General features: G+C 43.9%; 13 protein-coding genes and 5 pseudogenes. 12 read left to right on the top strand and 6 right to left on the bottom strand.

The features are described from left to right. Positions 1-152: 152 nt before the first annotated feature. The 10 genes and pseudogenes from TT11_RS07265 to TT11_RS16670 all read left to right on the top strand — a co-directional run bounded on the left by TT11_RS07265 (position 153) and on the right by TT11_RS16670 (position 11,690). Positions 153-1,675, top strand: a pseudogene (locus TT11_RS07265) (aldehyde dehydrogenase family protein). A 236-nt stretch (positions 1,676-1,911) separates the two neighbouring features. Further along, positions 1,912-2,940, top strand: coding sequence for an alcohol dehydrogenase AdhP (adhP, locus tag TT11_RS07260; protein WP_261869811.1), 1,029 nt, complete (start codon positions 1,912-1,914; stop codon positions 2,938-2,940). 200 nt (positions 2,941-3,140) lie between these two features. Next, positions 3,141-3,467, top strand: coding sequence for a DUF779 domain-containing protein (locus TT11_RS07255; RefSeq protein ID WP_101206326.1), 327 nt, complete (start codon positions 3,141-3,143; stop codon positions 3,465-3,467). A gap of 190 nt (positions 3,468-3,657) precedes the next feature. Then, positions 3,658-5,265: a GMC family oxidoreductase gene (locus tag TT11_RS07250; RefSeq protein WP_261869809.1), complete on the top strand. Its 1,608-nt coding sequence runs from the start codon at positions 3,658-3,660 to the stop codon at positions 5,263-5,265. 482 nt (positions 5,266-5,747) lie between these two features. Next, positions 5,748-7,387, top strand: a pseudogene (locus tag TT11_RS17180) (ABC transporter substrate-binding protein). A gap of 195 nt (positions 7,388-7,582) precedes the next feature. Further along, positions 7,583-8,599: an ABC transporter permease gene (locus TT11_RS07235; protein WP_057761126.1), complete on the top strand. Its 1,017-nt coding sequence runs from the start codon at positions 7,583-7,585 to the stop codon at positions 8,597-8,599. A 140-nt stretch (positions 8,600-8,739) separates the two neighbouring features. Beyond that, positions 8,740-9,654 (top strand): ABC transporter permease, encoded by a 915-nt coding sequence (locus tag TT11_RS07230; protein ID WP_057761128.1) that lies wholly within the window; start codon positions 8,740-8,742, stop codon positions 9,652-9,654. A gap of 1 nt (position 9,655) precedes the next feature. Beyond that, on the top strand, positions 9,656-10,723 hold the full coding sequence (locus TT11_RS07225; RefSeq protein WP_261869803.1) for an ABC transporter ATP-binding protein: 1,068 nt from the start codon (positions 9,656-9,658) through the stop codon (positions 10,721-10,723). Beyond that, the gene (locus tag TT11_RS16675; protein ID WP_305079971.1) at positions 10,720-11,229 is read left to right on the top strand and encodes an ATP-binding cassette domain-containing protein; all 510 of its coding nucleotides are present in this window, start codon (positions 10,720-10,722) and stop codon (positions 11,227-11,229) included. The genes TT11_RS07225 and TT11_RS16675 overlap by 4 nt, the downstream gene beginning before the upstream one ends. After that, positions 11,226-11,690 carry an oligopeptide/dipeptide ABC transporter ATP-binding protein gene (locus TT11_RS16670; protein ID WP_305079970.1) on the top strand — a complete coding sequence of 155 codons (465 nt, stop codon included), beginning with the start codon at positions 11,226-11,228 and terminating at the stop codon, positions 11,688-11,690. The genes TT11_RS16675 and TT11_RS16670 overlap by 4 nt, the downstream gene beginning before the upstream one ends. 96 nt (positions 11,691-11,786) lie before the next feature. Here the strand turns inward: TT11_RS16670 and TT11_RS07215 are convergent, their stop codons facing one another. The 4 genes and pseudogenes from TT11_RS07215 to serS all read right to left on the bottom strand — a co-directional run bounded on the left by TT11_RS07215 (position 11,787) and on the right by serS (position 17,320). Beyond that, positions 11,787-12,656 (bottom strand): nuclease-related domain-containing protein, encoded by an 870-nt coding sequence (locus TT11_RS07215; RefSeq protein ID WP_261869802.1) that lies wholly within the window; start codon positions 12,654-12,656, stop codon positions 11,787-11,789. A gap of 76 nt (positions 12,657-12,732) precedes the next feature. Further along, entirely contained in the window at positions 12,733-13,614 is an 882-nt protein-coding gene (locus tag TT11_RS07210) for a hypothetical protein (protein WP_261869800.1), read from the bottom strand. A 125-nt stretch (positions 13,615-13,739) separates the two neighbouring features. Beyond that, a pseudogene (gene tkt, locus TT11_RS07205) lies at positions 13,740-15,740 on the bottom strand (transketolase). A gap of 294 nt (positions 15,741-16,034) precedes the next feature. After that, positions 16,035-17,320: pseudogene (gene serS, locus TT11_RS07200) on the bottom strand (serine--tRNA ligase). Between the two features lie 499 nt (positions 17,321-17,819). Between serS and TT11_RS07195 the strand changes: the two are divergent. Together TT11_RS07195 and TT11_RS07190 are read left to right on the top strand one after the other, a co-directional pair. Further along, positions 17,820-18,479 carry a YcxB family protein gene (locus TT11_RS07195; RefSeq protein ID WP_101206317.1) on the top strand — a complete coding sequence of 220 codons (660 nt, stop codon included), beginning with the start codon at positions 17,820-17,822 and terminating at the stop codon, positions 18,477-18,479. Between the two features lie 265 nt (positions 18,480-18,744). Continuing rightward, a complete protein-coding gene (locus tag TT11_RS07190; protein ID WP_101206316.1) occupies positions 18,745-19,230 on the top strand; it encodes a Dps family protein in 486 nt (161 codons plus the stop codon). A 118-nt stretch (positions 19,231-19,348) separates the two neighbouring features. Here the strand turns inward: TT11_RS07190 and TT11_RS07180 are convergent. Both TT11_RS07180 and hda read right to left on the bottom strand, forming a co-directional pair. After that, a pseudogene (locus tag TT11_RS07180) lies at positions 19,349-20,054 on the bottom strand (DUF2057 family protein). A gap of 88 nt (positions 20,055-20,142) precedes the next feature. Next, the gene (gene hda / locus TT11_RS07175; RefSeq protein WP_261869795.1) at positions 20,143-20,946 is read right to left on the bottom strand and encodes a DnaA regulatory inactivator Hda; all 804 of its coding nucleotides are present in this window, start codon (positions 20,944-20,946) and stop codon (positions 20,143-20,145) included. Between the last annotated feature and the right edge of the window lie 188 nt (positions 20,947-21,134).

Raw genomic sequence — 21,134 nt, 5'->3', positions numbered from 1 at the left:
AGAAGCCGAGTAGTATGAAACGTGTACAGAGAGCAATTGATGTTAATCAATCACAACATCAACTGATATTGTTTTGCGATAACAGATATTAGGATAGATAAAATTGCGCTTGTATTATCCGATAAAACAAACAACACAACAAGGAGTGTTTCATGCTGTATGCAAATCCCAATACGGAAGGTAGCCCTGTTCAGTTCCGCGAAAAATACGATAACTTTATTAATGGTGAGTGGACCGCTCCTATCGATGGAGAGTATTTTGATAACACAAGCCCCATCGATGGTAAAACTATTTGCCAAGTAGCCCGCTCAAAAGAAGCCGATATCGAAAAAGCCCTAGACGCGGCGCATGCTGCCAAAGACGCATGGGGCAAGACCAGTGTTACTGAACGTGCCAACTTGTTACTCAAAATTGCTGACAGCATGGAAGCCAACCTAGAAGCGATTGCGATTGCCGAATGTTACGAAAACGGCAAACCTGTTCGTGAGACACTCGCAGCCGACATCCCTCTAGCCATTGATCACTTCCGTTATTTTGCCAGCGCCATTCGCGCACAAGAAGGCGGTATCAGTCAGATTGACGAAGACACTGTGGCTTATCATTTTCATGAGCCACTTGGTGTCGTCGGTCAAATCATTCCTTGGAACTTTCCTATCCTAATGGCCGTTTGGAAGCTAGCACCTGCCCTTGCTGCTGGTAACTGTGTCGTTCTAAAGCCAGCCGAACAGACGCCAGTTTCTATTCTGTTCATGTTAGAGACCATCGGTATCGCTGACATTTTGCCAAAGGGCGTGCTAAACGTCGTCAATGGCTTTGGTGTCGAAGCGGGTAAACCACTTGCCTCAAACCCTCGTATCAATAAAGTTGCCTTCACTGGTGAGACTACCACTGGCCGCCTCATTATGCAGTACGCGAGCGAAAACATCATTCCAGTGACGTTAGAGCTTGGTGGCAAAAGCCCTAACATCTTCTTTGCCGATGTTATGATGAGGACGATGACTTCTTGGACAAAGCGGTCGAAGGTCTAGTGATGTTCGCGCTGAACCAAGGTGAAATCTGCACCTGTCCATCGCGGGCACTCGTTCATGAGAGCATCTATGATGAGTTCATCAAACGCTGTATCGCCCGCGTTGAAGCCATCAAGATGGGTAACCCATTAGATACCGACACCATGATTGGCGCGCAAGCCAGCTCAGATCAATTAGAGAAAATTCTATCTTATCTCGACATCGGTAAAAAAGAAGGCGCAAAAGTGCTCGTCGGCGGAGAGCAAGCTAAGCACGATGGCGACTTGACAGACGGTTACTACGTCAAGCCAACGATCTTTGAGGGCACCAACGACATGCGCGTGTTCCAAGAAGAGATCTTTGGACCTGTCCTTGCCGTGACTACTTTTAAAGACGATGACGAAGCCATGCAGATTGCCAATGACACCTTGTATGGTTTAGGCGCTGGTGTATGGACGTAGTGTACACAAGCATATCGCTTCGGACGTGGTATCCAAGCAGGCCGCGTATGGACCAACTGCTATCATATTTATCCATCACATTCGGCGTTCGGTGGTTACAAACAATCTGGTATCGGACGTGAAAACCATTTAATGATGCTCGACCACTATCAGCAAACCAAAAACATGCTGGTGTCGTACAGTCAGAAAAAAATGGGCTTCTTCTAAACCATCATTCCTAATCATGGAGCGGGTTATCACAAGTGTTACATAGCCCGCTCGCTACAACGATCTAAATAAAAAACTGAGACGAATTTTTATATCCTCTAATGCGCTTAGGCGCACAGCAGGAAAAATTTGTAGCAGTCTTGCGTTCAAAATAAGGTGTTTGCATATTTTGAATGCAATATCGCAACAACTTTTTATATCAACATTTATCAATCACCCATAAAAGAGAGCTTATTATGACTAACAAAATGAAAGCCGCTGTATTACATGAGTTCGGTCAAGACTTAAAAATCGAAGAAGTCGACATTCCAACCGCAGGTGCTGGGCAAATAGTTGTCAAAATGCACGCCTCAGGCGTCTGTCATACTGATTTGCATGCGGTTGAGGGGGACTGGCCTGTTAAGCCAAGCCCACCATTTATCCCAGGCCATGAAGGTGTTGGCGTGATCACGGCGGTCGGTGACGGCGTAACTCATCTCAAAGCAGGTGACCGCGTTGGTGTGCCATGGCTATACTCTGCTTGTGGTCACTGTACGCATTGCTTGGGTGGCTGGGAAACCTTATGTAAAAAGCAAGAAAACTCTGGTTACTCAGTGAACGGTAGCTTTGCAGAATACGTCCTTGCAGATGCCAACTATGTTGGCATTATTCCTGAGAGTGTCGACTCCATTGAGATTGCCCCTGTTTTATGTGCGGGCGTCACGGTATATAAAGGTCTTAAAATGACCGACACCAAGCCAGGCGACTGGGTTGTTATTTCAGGTATCGGCGGCCTTGGTCACATGGCTGTACAATATGCCATTGCCATGGGGCTCAATGTTGCTGCTGTTGATATTGATGACGAAAAACTTGAATTCGCCAAAAAGCTGGGGGCAACAGTGACGGTAAATGCCAAAAATACAGACCCAGGCGAGTTGCTACAAGAAAAAATCGGTGGCGCTCATGGCGTGTTAGTCACTGCAGTATCATCAAAAGCTTTTGATCAAGCCTTAAGCATGTTACGTCGCGGTGGTACTTTAGTATGTAACGGGCTCCCCACTGGCGACTTCCCGGTGTCAATCTTTGATACTGTACTCAATGGTATCACCATACGCGGCTCTATCGTTGGCACACGTCTTGACTTACAAGAGTCGCTAGATATGGCAGCGGCTGGCAAAGTCAAAGCGACCGTCAAAGCTGAGCCGTTAGAGAACATCAATGATATTTTTGAGCGGATGCGTAATGGCAAAATCGAAGGTCGTATCGTCATCGACTATAATCAATAACGGATAGTAAAATGACAGTGTTATAAGCTTATTACATAGTTATTCCAACTGTCAATTATCAGCCGAAGGTCGTATCTTTTTAGTCATATGCCAGTTGTGATGTGTCTGAAGATGATGCGACCTTTTTGATTTGACTGTGGCATACTGATACTAGAGAGCAATTATATAAACCATGGATGGGCCATAAGAAGGAGTACGATATGAAACTGGCAGCAACAGAATCTTGTAAAGCGTTAATTGAGCTATTGAAATCTAAGCACGGTGAGCTGATGTTTCATCAATCAGGTGGCTGCTGTGACGGTAGCTCGCCCATGTGCTATCCATTAGGAGAGTTCAAAGTGGGTGGTCAGGATGTGTTGGTTGGTGAGCTTGCTGGCTGTCCATTTTATATGGGTAAGGCACAATACAATCTATGGCAACATACGGATCTCACCATTGATGTCGTCAATGGGCGCGGTGCGAGTTTTTCGTTAGAAATCCCTGAAGGCAAACGCTTTATCGTACGCTCAGAAATCTGTGCGATATAAGGACGTTTGACGCAACATTAAGTAGCATTAATTCCAGACGATGTACCGAATATAACAGTCTTCGCTTGTCCTACGATATTGACGCAAACAGATACCGCAGAGTCATTTTTATTTTATTATTTCAGCAGAATAATAGTTACTGTAAAGCGTACCCTATTTTAATTAGCATGGATGCTATAAGGAATATAAAATGGAATTTGACACAACATTTGACTATGTCATCGTCGGAGGAGGTTCGGCGGGTTGCGTGCTCGCTAGCCGTCTCACTGAAAACCCAGATATCAGTGTTTGTTTATTAGAATACGGCGGTGAGGGCAAAGATCTAGCAGTACGCGTACCTGCTGGACTGATTCTTATGGTTCCTGGTAAACCGCTGAAATTAAACAATTGGTGCTTTCACACCACCCCGCAAGAGCACCTTAATAACCGTAAAGGTTTTCAGCCGCGTGGACAATGTCTGGGCGGCTCATCAGCGATCAATGCCATGATCTACACACGCGGTAGTAAACTAGATTATGAGCGCTGGGTAGAGCAAGGCTGTACTGGCTGGGGATTTGACGATGTATTGCCTTACTTTATCAAAGCTGAAAACAACGTTCGTGGTAGCGATGCTCTACATGGTGATAGCGGGCCGCTGCATGTTAGCGACCTACTCAGTCCACGAAACATCTCCAAAGCATTCGTAGAAGCTGCGATTGCCAATGGCCTAGATCACAACCCTGACTTTAATAGCGAAAAGCAAGACGGTACAGGGTTGTATCAAGTCACTCATTTCCATGGTGAAAAACAAGGCCAACGCTGTTCTGCCGCGGCCGCCTATCTACATCCTGTACAAAACCGTGCCAACCTGACTGTTATCACTCATGCACAGGCTAACCGCGTCATTATTGAAGACAATCAAGCGACAGGCGTCGTCTACGAAAAAGACGGTGTCGAACATACTGTCACGGCGCGTCATGAAGTCCTACTATCAGGTGGCGCATTTGGTTCACCCAAAGTTCTGATGCTCTCAGGTATCGGCCCTGCAGATCATTTGCAGTCTCATGGTATCGATGTGGTGGTAAATGCACCTGAAGTCGGTGGCAATTTGCAGGATCACTTAGACGTCGTCTTTGATTACGAGGTCAATACTACTGACGTCATCGGTATTGGCATGGCATCGATTTCGACATTGACCAAAAGCATTCGGCAGTGGAGAAAAGACGGTAGAGGGTTACTGTCTACCAACTATGCAGAGGCGGGTGCGTTCTTTAGCGTTGGTGATGACCCAAAAGAGTGGCCAAACACACAGCTGCACTTTGTCATCTCGCGCGTGATAGAGCACGGTCGCGATCTCAGACGCGGATTTGCTGTCTCTTGTCACAGTTGCTACTTACGGCCTGAAAGTCGAGGTACTGTCAGATTGGACTCAGCCGACCCCTCCGATGCCGTCTTGATCGATCCAAACTATCTGTCGCACCCAAAAGACGTAGAGTACATGGTTGCCGGTGCCGAGCGTACTCGCGCCATCATGCAAGAGTCCGCACTCGCTAAGTACATCACTGAAGACTATCCTGCCCCTTACCTCGAAAAAGACGGCATGCTCGGCTATATCCGCAATAAGTCAGATACTATCTACCATCCAGTAGGCACCTGCCGCATGGGCTCAGATGACAGCTCTGTGGTTGATTTGGAATTAAAGGTACGAGGTGTGAGCGGACTACGAGTTATCGACGCTTCAGTGATGCCAACGCTTATTAGCGCCAATACCAATGCGCCAACTATTATGATTGCCGAAAAAAATAGCCGATCTCATTAAGGCAAATCATAGCCCTGTTTAGTGCTGCGTTGGACAAACGGATTATAGCTGAGTACGTCAAAGAGACATAACCTTATTATTTCTAATTGTTTACACTTAGTAACATTGTAACTCATTAGCAATCTAAAAATATGCCTCTTTGCTACTTAGAATAAACAAACATAAAGCCATAGAATCTATATTTAATATCTTATTGATACTAAATACGACAAAACCGTGCATTTTTTTTATCAAAATTAGTCTATTTATCGCTTGCATTATCACAGATTAAGAGAGTATATTCGAACGACTTATTTATATTTTTAGTTTCCATCTATATAATTTAAAGTTATAACAACCTTTAATATGTTTTATTTTGTATATATAAAATACTGCATAGATAGACACTTTAGAGGTCACTAAACGCTTTCTCATCGTATTCATGCTCGAGTACGAACGCATGGATACATGAGTACCTACCTACCATTACATAGGATGTAATAATGCAAAAATCACTCTTCAAACTTACGATGTTGGCGACGTTTGTCTTAGGTATCAGCGCCTGTAGTGGAGACAACAAAACTACGGATGACTCTGCTGCTAGCTCAGATGCCAAAGCCGCCAAAACATTGCTCTATTGCTCAGAAGGTAGCCCTGCTGGATTCGATCCAGCGCAATATACTTCAGGTACGGATTTTGATGCGAGTGCCTTCCCTATTTACAATGGCTTGGTAGAATTCAAAAGAGCGGAAACTGAAATTCAGCCAGGGTTAGCTGAAAGCTGGGATATTAGCGAAGACGGCAAGACTTATACCTTTAATCTACGTAAAGGGGTTAAGTTCGGTACAACTGACTACTTTACTCCGACTCGCGATTTCAACGCGGATGACATTGTCTTTACGCTAGAACGTATCACTGACCCAGACTTTGAATTTAACAAAGCTTATCCTGCTGAATTCCCATATTCGGTCGGGATGGGGCTACCTGATATTATCTCTGATATCGAAAAGGTTGACGACTATACGGTAAAAATCACCCTTAGCGAAACCAATGCGCCGTTCTTACAGAACCTAGCAATGCCTTTTGCTTACATTGGTTCTGCTGAGTACGCAGATCAATTGCTAGCCTCTGGCAATGCTGCTGATATCAATACTAAGCCCGTCGGTACTGGACCTTTCGTCTTTACCTCATATCAGAAAGACGCGCAAATTCGTTATACCAAAAACCCAGACTATTGGAATAAAGACGACATCTATATCGACAACCTAGTGTTTGTCATCACGAAAGACTCGGCAGTTCGTGCACAGAAAGTGCAAGCTGGCGAATGTCATGTGTCCGCTTATCCAAAACCTGCCGAAATCGAATCTGTCAAAAAGTCAGGTAAAGCCACTGTTCTCGATCAGCCTGGCTTCAACGTCGCTATGTCGGTTATAACGTAGAAAAACCTCAACTGAGCGATCTTAAAGTGCGTCAAGCATTAGATATGGCAATCAACAAAGACGCTATTATCAATGCGGTTTATCAGAGCGAAGGCCTCAAGGCAACCAACCCAATGCCGCCAACGCAGTGGGGCTATGACGAGTCACTTAAAGATGCGCCTTACGACGTCGAAAAGGCAAAAGCACTAATCAAAGAAGCTGGCGCGGATAATCTTTCTATCAATCTATGGTATATGCCAGTTCAGCGTCCGTACAACCCAAATGCCAAGCTAATGGCTGAAATGCTACAAGCAGATTGGGCGAAGATTGGCGTCGATACCAAGCTTGTGACTTATGAGTGGGGCGAGTACCTAAAACGCGCTGCTAAAGGCGAGCCTGATGTCATTCTAGCAGGTTGGACTGGCGACAATGGTGATCCAGACAACTGGCTTGGTTCGTTATTGTCTTGTGACGCGGTCGGTGGTAACAACTACTCGCGCTGGTGTAATAAAGACTTCGATAATTTGGTGACCAATGCCCGTCAGATTAACAATCAAGATGAGCGTGTCAGTGAATATGAGCAAGCTCAGCAGATATTCAAAGAACAGCTTCCTTGGACGACGATGGCACACTCGGTAGTGACCGTATTCACCGCACCAAACGTAGTCGATTATAAAATCAGCCCGCTTGGTTCAATACGCTTCGATGGTGTAAAAGTTGAATAACCTTGACTGATTAATTCCGTTACAACATAAGCAATTTATTCATTTTATTCATTCATATAAGTGCGGCTGGGTCAGATACTCTGCTCCAGCCGAATTTATATGAATGATATGAACAATATGAATTAAGCGCTTTGTCACGGATCTCTTCATCATCGCTAATACTCTAATCATTGAACCACAACTATTGAGCAGCCCATGCTACTTTATATTCTGCGTCGTATTGCCATTTTAATACCCGTCTATCTTGGCCTAACGCTATCCACTTTTACTCTGATTCGTCTCGTACCTGGAGATGCCGTCGAGATTATGATGGGTGAGCGTATGGTCGATCCCGAGCTACATGCCCGTGCCCTAGAAAGGCTAGGATTAGACAAACCGCTCGTCGCCCAGTATTGGGATTATTTGACTGGCATCCTAACGGGTGATTTCGGTCAGTCCTTTCGTACTCGTACGCCCGTACTACAAGACTTCTTTGCCCACTTTGTTCCTACTCTAGAATTGGCATTATGCGCTATTGTCATCGCTAGTGTCATTGGTGTCAGCTTAGGCATCTTTGCTGCCCTGCGCCGTGGTACATGGATTGATTACACCCTAATGTCAGGCGCGTTGGCAGGTTACTCTATGCCCATCTATTTATTGGGCCCTATCCTGACTGGTATCTTCGCTCATTATTTAGGTCTCCTACCTGTCGCTGGTGTGATATCTGTCGCACAGTTTTTAGATGTGCAGCCACTGTATGGCTCATGGTTACTCGGCTCACTAAGCTCGGGAGAACCTGGCGCATTTTGGAACGTGGTCAAACACTTTATATTGCCCTCTATTGCCTTATCGACTATTCCATTAGCGATGATTGCACGGATGACACGCTCTGCGATGCTAGAGGTGTTAGATGAGGATTACGTGCGTACAGCGCGAGCCAAAGGCTTATCTCCACGCCGAGTAATACTAGTCCACGTAATGCGTAATGCCTTGATTACTGTGGTTACGGTCGTCGGCCTACAGATGGCGACATTGCTTGCAGGTGCCATTATTACCGAGACTATCTTTAGTTGGCCAGGCGTTGGTAATTGGCTACTCGATGGGTTTTTCACTCGTGACTATCCTATTGTACAAAATGGTATTTTATTGGTCGCCACCGCTCTGATTTTGGTTAGTTTATTTATTGATATTTTGTATGGTCTGATCAATCCACGTATTCGCCATACTTCTTAATTTAACATTGATAAATACTCACATTATAAATAGTGATGATTAGCGCTTGCTTGGTTATAAAGGTTTTTGGCAGACTTCTAATAATTGTTAGGAAGGAAGCCCAAACGAATCCAATGCGCTAGCCACTATAGGAAATGCTCATGAAGCCTTCTGTTCTCCCCTCTGATGTCAATCTGATGGCAGCCACACCGCCGTCATCTTGGCAGCTATTTTTATCGACGTTCTGCCGAAACAAAGGCGCCGTGATTGGTTTTATCGTACTGGCATTAATGGTTCTTGTTGCCATACTCGCCCCTGCTATTGCGCCTCATGATCCTTATGAGTTGTTCACTGGTCAAGAGCAATTGCCGCCTGCCTTTTTAGATGGTGGCAATGCGATGTTTTGGCTAGGCACTGATGACGCGGGCCGAGATACATTGTCTCGAGTGATGTATGGCGCGCGTTATTCATTATTTATCGGTCTAAGCGCAACGACTTTGGCGATGTTGGTTGGTATCTCATTAGGTCTGAGTGCAGCATTTTGGCCAAAGGTCTGGGGCAAAGCGGTCATGCTGGTCAATGATATTTTGATGTCATATCCGAGCTTGCTATTAGCGATTATTATTGCTGCTATCTTAGGGCCTTCTATGACCAATACGATTATTACGATCGCACTGGTCTGTACGCCGCCTTTTATTCGGTTAACTCGTGCGACTGCGATGGTAGAGCTACAGCGAGAATACTTCATTGCTTCACAAGTGATGGGTGCTGGCGTACTGCGTTTATTGTTTATCACCATTTTACCCAACTGTATGGCACCGCTTATCGTACAGGCGACGATGATTTTCTCGTCTGCTATTTTAGAAGCAGGTGCGATTGGTTTCCTAGGCTTTGGCGTACAGCCACCTGATGCCGAATGGGGCGCGATGCTAGGTACGGCACGTCAATACATTCAAAGTAATGTTTGGCTCGCTATTTGGCCGGGTGTCGCTATTTTCTTAGCTGCTCTGTCGATTAACTTGACCGGTGATGGCTTACGCGATGCACTAGATCCCAAATTAAAGCAGGTGACCTAACATGACTGATCCATTAATTAAAACGCCTATCAACCATACCTCTATGAATGGCACATCAAAAAAAGACTCACCGTTGCTGTTAGATATCGAGAACCTATCGGTTACTTTCGGTCAAGGGATACGTGCCTTTCGTGCAGTCGATGATGTATCACTGAAAATCGCACAAGGTGAAGTCATCGCTGTCGTTGGTGAGTCCGGCTCAGGTAAATCAGTCACCATGATGGCGCTGATGGGGCTGTTGCCACCTTCTGCGACCGTTCGTGCACAGCGAGTGGTCTTTGACAATAAAGATATGCTTAGTATGTCAGCAAAAGAGAGACGCGGCATCATTGGTAAAGACATCTCTATGATTTTTCAAAATGCGATGTCTTGCCTAAATCCAAGCTTTACGGTTGAGATGCAATTGGGTGAAGTACTACGTAAGCACCTTGGTTTACGAGGCGCAGCAGTACAAACACGCATCTTAGAGCTGCTAGAGTTGGTCGAAATGCCCGATGCAAAGAATCGTCTCAAGGTCTATCCGCATCAACTATCAGGTGGTATGAGTCAACGAGTTATGATTGCGATGGCCATTGCTTGTGAGCCAAAACTACTGATCGCAGATGAACCAACCACGGCTTTGGATGTCACCGTACAAGCACAAATCATGGATTTGCTGAGCCGATTGCAACGTGAAAAACAAATGGCCATGGTATTAATCACTCACGACTTAGGACTGGTTGCACAAAACTCGCGTGATGTCGCTGTCATGTATGCTGGACAAGTGGTCGAAACCAGTACCGTGCCAGAGATTTTTCAAAAGCCTGCACATCCTTATACTGAAGCATTGCTACAAGCCATCCCTGAGTTGGCTATTGGTCAAGATAGACTAAACAGTTTACCAGGAGTTGTGCCAAGTCAATATGACAGGCCAGCTGGTTGCTTGTTGTCTCCTCGTTGCCCTTATAAAGAGCCTGCTTGCGAAGTACCGCCACCTATTTTAGATACGCCCAATGGCAAGGTGCGTTGTATTGATTCTAATATTACTTCTCGCCCCTCTCACGCTGCTATCTTGGAGTCACAAGTATGAGTAACAAAGTGGTCCTAAAAGCAGACAATCTACACAAGCACTACCCAGTATCACAAGGTCTGGGCAAAGCAAAGGCCTACGTGAAAGCGCTCAATGGCGTCTCATTCGAGCTTGAAGCTGGCAAGACATTGGCCGTCGTTGGTGAGTCAGGCTGCGGAAAATCTACCCTTGCCCGCCAGTTGACACTGATCGAATCGCCTACACATGGTGAGCTATTTATCAATGATGAAGGCACCACAGGCTATAGCAGAAAAGCGCTAAAAGAATTACGTACTGAAATTCAAATGGTCTTCCAAAACCCTTATGGTAGCTTAAATCCGCGTCATACCATTGGCTATCAATTGACAGAACCATTGGATATCCATACCAAACTGTCTAAAGAGGAAAAGCGCGACAAAATCAACGAGATGATGAGACATGTCGGTTTACGTCCCGAACACGCTGGTCGTTATCCGCATATGTTTTCGGGTGGTCAGCGTCAACGTATTGCCCTCGCACGCGCATGATGCTCAACCCTAAAATCGTCGTCGCTGATGAGCCAACTTCCGCACTCGATGTATCGATTCAGGCGCAAGTCTTAAATCTATTTATGGATTTGCAGGATGAGTATCGCACCGCTTACGTCTTTATCTCGCACAATTTATCCGTCGTGCGCCATGTCGCTGATGATGTGATGGTGATGTACTTGGGTCAGGCCGTCGAACACGGCCCTAAAGAAGCGATTTATAATGCGCCAAAGCATCCGTATACCATCGCGTTATTGGCTGCTGCACCAACGGTAAACGGTCATAAAAATGATTTGACCCTACAAGGTGAGCTACCAAGTCCACTAAATCCACCAAGTGGCTGCGCCCTACATAAACGCTGCCCATATGCCAAACAGCAATGCAGCGAAATAGAGCCGCAACTGCGCGAATGGGACGGTCGATTGGTTGCTTGTTTACGTTTAGAAGAGATATATGGTTAAGGTGACTAAGGTTAAGATGATTAACGACTAATCAATATTCACCACACCCCAACATTTAGGAAATTGGCTACAACCAAAAAAAGGTCTGACCTTGATTCAGGCCTTTTTTGCTACTCTCTTAATCATCTCACCGTTACATCTCGGGCAGGTTGGTGTTTGAATCAAATCAGCTGTATGGTCTATCACCACATCTATCTCAGAGGAAATCGCTGTTAGTTCAGGCTCTACAACCTCAAACGGCGTAAGAAACACTTTATTGGCCATATCATGCGACATACTGGTATGCGGTGCGATCGTCTGCTGAGTATTTAAACTATCAATCGGTAACTCGCTAGATTCAATCTCAGTTTGACCAGACCATCGCTGCACTTCCCTACTTTTCATCGTGGCTCTGTTAGGGGTTTCTCTTGCTGTTGGTTCAAGTGTAGGATTATCAGTATTATTGCTTGGATTACTATGCTTATCTTTTAGATAGGCTTTGTGCTGCCGATTGGTGCGCCACGATTTGCTAAATCTACTGCTTTCTATCTGCTCAACAATGGATGTGACCTCGTCTTCAGTCAGTAGCTTATCTTGTTTCTTCTTTACATACGACACCATGCCACTGGTCAATACATGTTCGGGCAATTCATCACGGGTTTTTAATTCGCACTCACCGATGAAGGCAATCATCGAATGGAAGTAGCTCAGCTCCAAGCCCAATAAATCTGCGAGCGTCTTAATGTGCAAGTAGTTTTGAAGCAATGGATTTTGGAATTTGAATTTACTTCCATTAGGAAAGGATTGCGTCCACTGTCTTTGATTCTCGCTACCATATATCCAGCCTTTATAGTTTTTGGTTTCAATGACAAAGATGCCGTATACGGAGACGATGATATGATCGATTTGCGTACTGCCGCCATTGGCTCGTGGCAAGGTAATACCGTTTAAACGGTGGTAGACGTCTTTTTCAAGCTTTAACCACATGGCGACGTTGATGACGGTTTCACCTAGGAAGCTTTAAAGCTGGATTTTAGGGACATGGTTTTTTACTCTAAAAATCTTAGACTATAAGGTTTTGAATCGCATCTAAAACTTCAGGGACTTTGACATCTATACCTTTTTCAACAGCCTTTGTCATGAGCGCCGATGACCAAACAAGAAACTTCGCACCAAGTTTATTTTTATCTGGCTCATTGTTAATAATACTTTCTAATTCATTAATGTCTTCATTTGGAACACCTAACTGCCTTAAATCATTAAGGACTTGCTCTACTTTTTCCGTATAGCTATTACTAATGCCTTGAGTGAAATCCTTGCCAACTCCAACGTTCGAACTTGCATTATTGCCATAGATATTCGTAGTAATAATTTGACTCGCTGTATCTTTTTTATCATCGTTCATATATTCATCTTCTAAATCTGGAAAAGCTTTATTTAGTTCAAGCAATGTATCTAAAAGCCTCTGCTTTGTTATGCTTAATATATTATGTAGCTGACTGAATTGCATTTTTCTACTTACAGCAGATATGTTATTTTGCTGAACAAGCTTACTTATATCCCTTACTATCTCAATAGGAAAATCAATATATCCATGTTGCTCGTTTGAATGCTTCACAGCTTCTAAGTTCTGTTCAACGCCAAAAATACTTAATGTATAATTAAATTTATATAAATTACCATCAATACTTCTGTCAAATTCAGTCAAATCTATAGGAACCAATCTAGTACCACTATATGGATTTTCTACTCTAGCAACTATGTCACAGTATAATTCTCGGTATTCAGGAATAATGTCTAAATCATCATATCCATTCAGCTCTCTACTTATCCAACTTATGAACTCATCATTATCAATCTTATAAGCGATTAATTTTGCTCTCGTTAAAGCTTGATTTAACGAAATTTTATCGTAACTTATATCTTTAATTAGCTCTTTAATCATCACAATGCCTAGTTAAAAATTTAGTTTATACGATAATACAACTTAATATATTGATTAGCCATACAAAAAAAGCCACTAGTTTTCTCTAGTGACTCTTTTTTTAAACGCTAACTAAGTCAGGTTAATTAAACCAAACTATTTACCGCTTCAACCACAGCGTCAGTCGTGATACCAAACTCTTTATACAAATCACTAGCTGGAGCAGATTCGCCATAAGTGGTCATACCGATGACTTTGCCATCTAGACCAACGAACTTATACCAGTAATCTACATGCGCCGCTTCTACTGCGACGCGAGCACGAATATTGGTAGGCAATACCGCTTCGCGATAGCTAGCATCTTGCTCGACGAAAATCTCAGCACATGGCATAGACACCACACGGACGCCAACACCATTTGCGCTCAACGCCTCATACGCTTCCATCGCTAGGCCAACTTCTGAACCAGTAGCGATGATGATGGCTTGTAGCTCGCCTTGCTCTTTTGCCAGTACATAACCACCTTTAGTGATGTTCGCGACTTGCTCGCTATCACGTGCTTGATGTGGCAAGCTTTGACGGCTAAAGATCAATGCTGATGGATTGTTTTCTGATTTGATTGCTTCTACCCAAGCACTAGCAGATTCGGTAGCATCACAAGGACGCCATGTACGTAGGTTTGGCGTGGTACGTAGGTTGGTCAATTGCTCAACTGGCTGATGTGTTGGGCCGTCTTCACCCAGACCGATAGAGTCATGCGTATAGACATGGATGACGCGCTGCTTCATCAGTGCGCCCATGCGTACCGCATTACGTGCGTATTCCATAAACATTAGGAACGTCGCTACGTAAGGGATAAAGCCGCCATGCAATGCGATACCATTGGCAATCGCGGTCATACCGAACTCACGTACGCCATAATAGATGTAGTTGCCATCAGCGTCTTTCTCGATGCCTTTAGCGCCTTTGAATAACGTGAGGTTTGAGCCCGCTAAATCTGCTGAACCGCCCAATAGTTCTGGCAATAATGGCTGCAAGCTGTTGATAGCATTTTGACTCGCTTTACGACTAGCGACATCACCGCCCGCTTCTTGCGTTTGCTGAATATAAGCTTGTGCTTGGCTAGCAAAATCAGCAGGCAACTCGCCGTTTAGACGGCGTGACAATTCTGCTGCAAGCTCTGGGTAGGCTTTTTTTTATACGCTTCAAAGTCTGCATCCCAGTTCTTTTGCTGGACATCACCTTTTGCTTTAGCATCCCACGCTTCATAGATTTCGTCATCTAATTCAAATGGGGCATGCTTCCAAGATAGTGCATCACGAGTCAAGGCGATTTCGTCATCACCAAGTGGAGCACCATGACTGGCCGCTAGACCTTGTTTGTTCGGGCTACCAGCACCGATCGTGGTTTTGCAAATAATTAGACTTGGCTTAGCAGTCTCTGCAATGGCTTGCTCAGTCGCTTGCGTGATTGCATCAGTATCATGACCGTCAACTTTGATAACTTGCCAGCCGTAAGACTCAAAACGCGCTTCAGTATCATCAGTGAACCAGCCTTCGACATTACCGTCGATTGAGATACCATTATCATCGTAGAAGAATACCAACTTACCAAGCGCCAACGTGCCAGCTAATGAGCAAACTTCATGACTGATACCTTCCATCAAGCAGCCATCGCCCAAGAACGCATAGGTATGATGATCGACGACGTTATGACCGTCACGGTTGAACTGTGCGGCTAGGGTTTTTTTCTGCAATCGCAAAACCAACCGCATTAGCAATGCCTTGTCCTAGCGGACCAGTCGTCGTTTCTACACCAGGCGTGTAGCCAAGTTCAGGATGACCTGGGGTTTTTGAATGCAGCTGACGGAAACCTTTAAGGTCATCAACGCTAACATCGTAACCTGATAAATGTAGCAATGAATAAATAAGCATCGAGCCATGACCGTTTGACAGTACAAAGCGATCACGGTTGTGCCAATTAGGATCTGCTGGATTGTGCTTCAAAAATTTGCGCCACAAAACTTCGGCAATATCAGCCATACCCATTGGCGCACCCGGATGTCCAGAGTTGGCTTTTTGAACCGCGTCAAACGACAGTACACGGATGGCATTGGCTAGTTTACGTTCGCTAATTGGAGCTGGCATAGAGTGTCCTAATATTCGAATGAGTCGTATAAAGATAAGAGGAGAGTTTACTCAGAGGATAATCCATCAAAAACGCGACAGGCGTCCTCAATGGATAGGCTATAAAATAAAAATGCAATATTAACATATTTGCTATGAGCTATCCAAAAATGCGGTGACAAGACCGTTTATATTTAGCAATGACTCACATCAGTTTTGTTAAACGATGAGCAATGACGGACTTTGATTTAAGTTATAAGTAACAAGCTACGAGTGACCTAAGTGACAAGCAGCTCATTACTGATAGTCCATTTATTAAACTGAAATAGTCTCAGCACCGCCCATAAACGGACGTAATACTTCTGGAATCGTGATGCTACCATCAGCGTTTTGATGATTTTCCATCACTGCCAGTAGCGTACGACCCACGGCCAAACCTGAACCATTTAAAGTATGAGCTAAGCTGGTTTGCTTGCCATCTTTGACACGGGTACCCATACGGCGCGCTTGGAAATCACCACAGTTAGAGCAACTAGAGATTTCACGATAGGTATCTTGGCTTGGTAGCCATACTTCGATGTCATAAGTCTTTTGTGCAGCAAAACCCATATCGCCCGTACATAGCTGTACCGTGCGGTATGGCAAATTCAACTGCTGCAAGATATATTCAGCCTGCCCTGTCATTGCCTCAAGCAAGTCATCAGATTGCTCAGCGGTACCGACATTGACCATTTCCACCTTCTCAAACTGATGCTGACGAATCAAGCCGCGAGTATCACGACCGTGTGAGCCAGCTTCACTACGGAAACATGGCGTATGCGCGTGAATTTTAGCGGTAGCTCTTTAATATCCAAACGCTCACCACGTACCAAGTTGGTCATTGGTACTTCAGCGGTTGGGATCAAATAAAAATCCATCTCATCGTTATTAGTGTGATTGCTTAGCTTAAACAAATCATCTTCAAACTTAGGCAACTGACCCGTACCTTTTAAGCTATCGCTATTAACGATATAAGGCACATAGGTCTCAAGATAGCCGTACTTCATCGTGTGCGTGTTCAACATGAATTGAATTAGTGCACGATGCAATTGCGCCAATTGTCCTTTAAGCACGTTAAAACGGCTACCAGTCAACTTAGTCGCGGCTTCAAAGTCCAGCATACCAAGCGTCTCACCGATATGAGTATGATCTTGAATTTCAAAATCAAACGTACGCGGCGTGCCCCATTTGCGCACTTCTACGTTATCATCTTCTGACGTACCGACTGGTACATCCGCCGCCGGAATATTCGGAATTTGCAAAGCCGCTTGAGTGATGCGCTCTTGTAGCGTACGTAGCTCGTCTTCCGCAGCTTTAATCTCACCGCTAACGCTTTGCATCTCAGCCAATAGCTCACTGGCATCTTCGCCTGATTTTTTTAGGGCACCTACTTGCTTAGCACCAGCATTACGGCGCGATTGCAACTCTTCGGTTTTGACTTGTAAAGACTTGCGCTCGTTTTCAATCGTCTGCCAGAACTCCATATCAAGCTCATAACCACGGGTGGCTAGCTGCTGCTGTAGGTCGCTTAAATCGCCGCGTAAGAGTTTCGGATCAATCATAGTAGTTGCCTGTAACACTAAAGGTGAGTAAAAGGTTTAAAAGTATTATTTATAGAGTAATTGCCTAGCGCATCGCTATCACAGTCTTTGTGATAACCGGCTATGACGTTATGTTTTATATCAACATATCTTGTAGACGCTATAATACCAAGACACGGCAGATTTGACCATGTTTTGGATATCTTTGACTGCTTTTTAGCGATGTATGACTGATTCTCACTAGGTTTTGTTCATGATACTAATCGCTTATAGCAAGTTATTCTAATTCTAATTTCTCACTTTTGCTTTCGTCTGGTCTTAATTAGCTGAGTATAGAGCGTGAACTACGTCATTAATATGACATCTATCCGTGAACAGTCTTGCTTATATGTTTCATTTAGGAGTACTTTTCGGTAAGATAAGCGCATACCTTTATTCACTTCTAGCCAAGTACAGCATCGCTGCTTCGCTTTGGCAGTTTTAATCCAACGCTTTTAATATAAGTATTTGAGAAACCTTTATGGCCCTGTACCCCTACACGCTCCAACCTGTCGCCTTAAACCTAACTGAGGCTGAATTCCACCAAGCACAGTATGAACTGTTTGCCAGTGCCAGCCCTTCTTTTGGTTTATCAAGCTTTAAGACCAAAGAGTGGATCATCATGGCAGTGGTTGTGGTACTTGCTATTGCAGGACTTATCTTTGTAACAGGCTATTCAACCATTATATTTTGGTTAATGCTGGTTGGTGTGGTGATATATCTATTGGCGCGTACTTTAGGTTTTAAATGGTACGTAAAAAGAGAGTTTGACAAACAAGTGGCCGACCAAGAGATGCCAGATGAAATGCGCCAAATGAAGTTAGGTGTACAAAAGCATGGTCTAGTCATGGCGATGCCAAGCAACCAGCCTGATATGATGAAAAACTCGCAAATGCGCGGTATGCAAATGCGTGCAGGCGCAACTCAGCAAGCGGTTATTCCTTGGACCTCTATCAAGAGCTGGGATGAGACTGACGACTATATCTTTATGATGTTTGAGCTAAAAGGTCAGCAAGGTAGCCAAATCGTACCGAAACGCTTGCAAGCACAGAAGTTTCCTATCGATACGATACGTCAACATTTACAAGAAGTGGTTCCCGTTAAAGGCTTAAATCCTGAAAACTTGCAGCCACCAGCGTAAATGTAATGAGGTCTCTCTATCGTTTAGAAAAACAGTAAAGAGACTTGGTTTTAGTTTTATAAAACCAATCGTAAAATTGTATTTATTAAATTTAACTTATTAATAATAGTTTGCTATTATTATAAGTATCAAAGGAAGAGATAGAGTTTATATCGATAGGTACAGATAAAAACTAAAGTATTTTCGCTGTATTTCAATTGATTAGAGTCTTTATTCTTCTTTATTTATTATCATATAACTACACTCACACTATAAGGACAATACTATGAGCAATTCTAACAATGCTACTAACCAGATCGGTCTAGAAAAAGCAGACATGAGCGAAGTCATCGCCAAGTTAAACAACCTACTATCGACGTATCACGTGTTTTATCTAAACGTACGTGGCTATCACTGGAATGTAAAAGGTGAGCATTTCTTTACTTTGCATCCACAATTTGAAGAGCTATATACGTCACTACAATTACAAATTGATGAAATCGCTGAGCGTATCTTGACTTTGGGTGGTACACCACTTCACGCTTATAGCGATTTTACGCAGCATACTAGTATTAGTGAAGACAAAAACGTCAAAGATGGCACAAGCTGTGTCAAAGGCGTAGTCACTGGCTTACAAGCGTTAATTGCAGAGCAACGCCAAGTATCAGCGTTAGCAGAAGAGAGCGAAGACCAAGGTTCAGCTGACCTAATCGATGCTTACGTACAAGAGCAAGAAAAACTGGTATGGATGTATAACGCGTTTTTGGGTTAAGAATCGTTAGATTTTACTAGGCTAAATTTTAATAAGCCTAATGATCATCAAATACTAAATAATAAAAAAGCACCTAATTAGGTGCTTTTTTATTGTCTATCTTTTAGAAAAGACTGTTTTATTTTTCGATCCATTGACGCATTTTTTTTCACGTTCAGCAGGCGTGGCTTGTAGCCATACTTGCATAAACGTATCTAACGTACTAGTAGAAGTATTTACGCTAGATGTTTGCTTAACAGTGGTCGTGCCAGTGTTGACGTTGCTAGTAGAATTTACTACTGGTTGATCTAAAGAGGCGATAGCACGTTGGTTCTGTAACTCTGCATCACCTGCACCGCCGAACACGCCGCCTAGCGCTTTACCAAGCCTGAAAATAGACCACCTTGGTTACCGGCCATACTTTGCTGGCTAGCAATGACAGTATTGTTTTGTTGCACAGCGAGCGTAGGCTGCTTGGCATATTCTCTAGCAGCTTCATAATCTTCTGGTTGATTAGGCATAGTCAAACGATATGTTTGATTGTCGGCCAATTGTGCCGTCACACTGACATTACCTGAACGCAAATAATCATGCTCATCTCGACGCAAGTTATATAAACGGTCATACTTAGCAGTAATAGCATGTTGTCCAGGCTGTAACGTAAATGTTTTCTGCAGCGGCTGAAAAGCGCTCTGCTGAATTTCCTGCCCATTAATAGCAGTTACTTTGATATGGTCATCAACCTGTAGGGTCACTGCTGCCTGTGACAACATAGAGACCGAGGCAGCACCTACCAATAACGTACCTATCGTTAATTTTTTTAGCAAAGAAGCATTCGATTTCATAAGTTATTCCATTAATAGTAAAAGCGAGTTGGACAAAAGATTCGTATTCTTACGGCTATTCATTTTTTTGCTGCTAAAAGTCTTACTGCTAAAAATCAAGTGGCATCGTATGTTGGTCTTGATCAGGCGTGTCGTTATCTAATTGCGTCTCTTGAGCGATATCCGCCAGCTCCGCGGCAAGCGTCTGCTCATCAATGGTACGCAAAGCATCATTTATGACTGCTTTTGAGATATTACTGCGACCAAGGTTAGAAAACATTGGTTGAATATAATTAAGTACTTCCATCATCGCACCGATACGATGCGGTCCATCAGTTAGTAAGTGATCAATAATTCGATCGTCAAACTGCCATCCGCGCCGACGCAAAATAGACTGTAATAATGCTTGTCTGTCTGCCAAATCATGACCAGTAGGCACTTTAAAAGTAGGTGCCTGTGCCAAACGCGTCATTAAATCTCTTAACTGGAATGGTAAGTCGTCGGCTGGTTTATTGGCGGCAAATAATAACTGGCGCTGTCCTTCTCGGCTACGATTGATCAGGTGAAATAAAGCTTCTTGCCACTGGCTGCTCTGCTCAAGTACTTCCAAATCATCGATGGCAATCAAATCAAAGTTTTCTAAAGATGATAGTACGTGGACATCTGTATGAATCAGCTCATTAAGGGACAAACAGATAGCCGATTTGTCCATTTCGATAAATGACTCACAAATAGCTGACAGCAAATGGGACTTACCTGTAGCAGGGCTACCAAACAGATATAGTTGACCGATCAGGCCGACATGTAACTGCCGTACTGCATCAATAATCGACATCCAACCGGGACCGGCAAAGTCGCTGAGACTTGCATCATGCTTAATGTCCAGATTGAGACTTAGCTGTGCTTCTGCCATGAATCATCAACTCGTGTTGCGTAGTGCAATGAAAAAATATAATAAAAAAGATAGGTTACGTTGAGCTGTATTCATTACTGTCAATACTAGCCGATACAGCTGTAAGTAATGGCCCTATAGTCTTTGCAAAAATAGGTCAGTCACTTTGTCGAAAACAACGTTAGCAAAACTGGTACCAAAACGTTGAT

The sequence above is a fragment of the Psychrobacter sp. JCM 18901 genome, assembly GCF_000586435.1.
GTDB lineage: Bacteria > Pseudomonadota > Gammaproteobacteria > Pseudomonadales > Moraxellaceae > Psychrobacter.
This window is presented reverse-complemented; position numbering and strand designations above follow the sequence as displayed.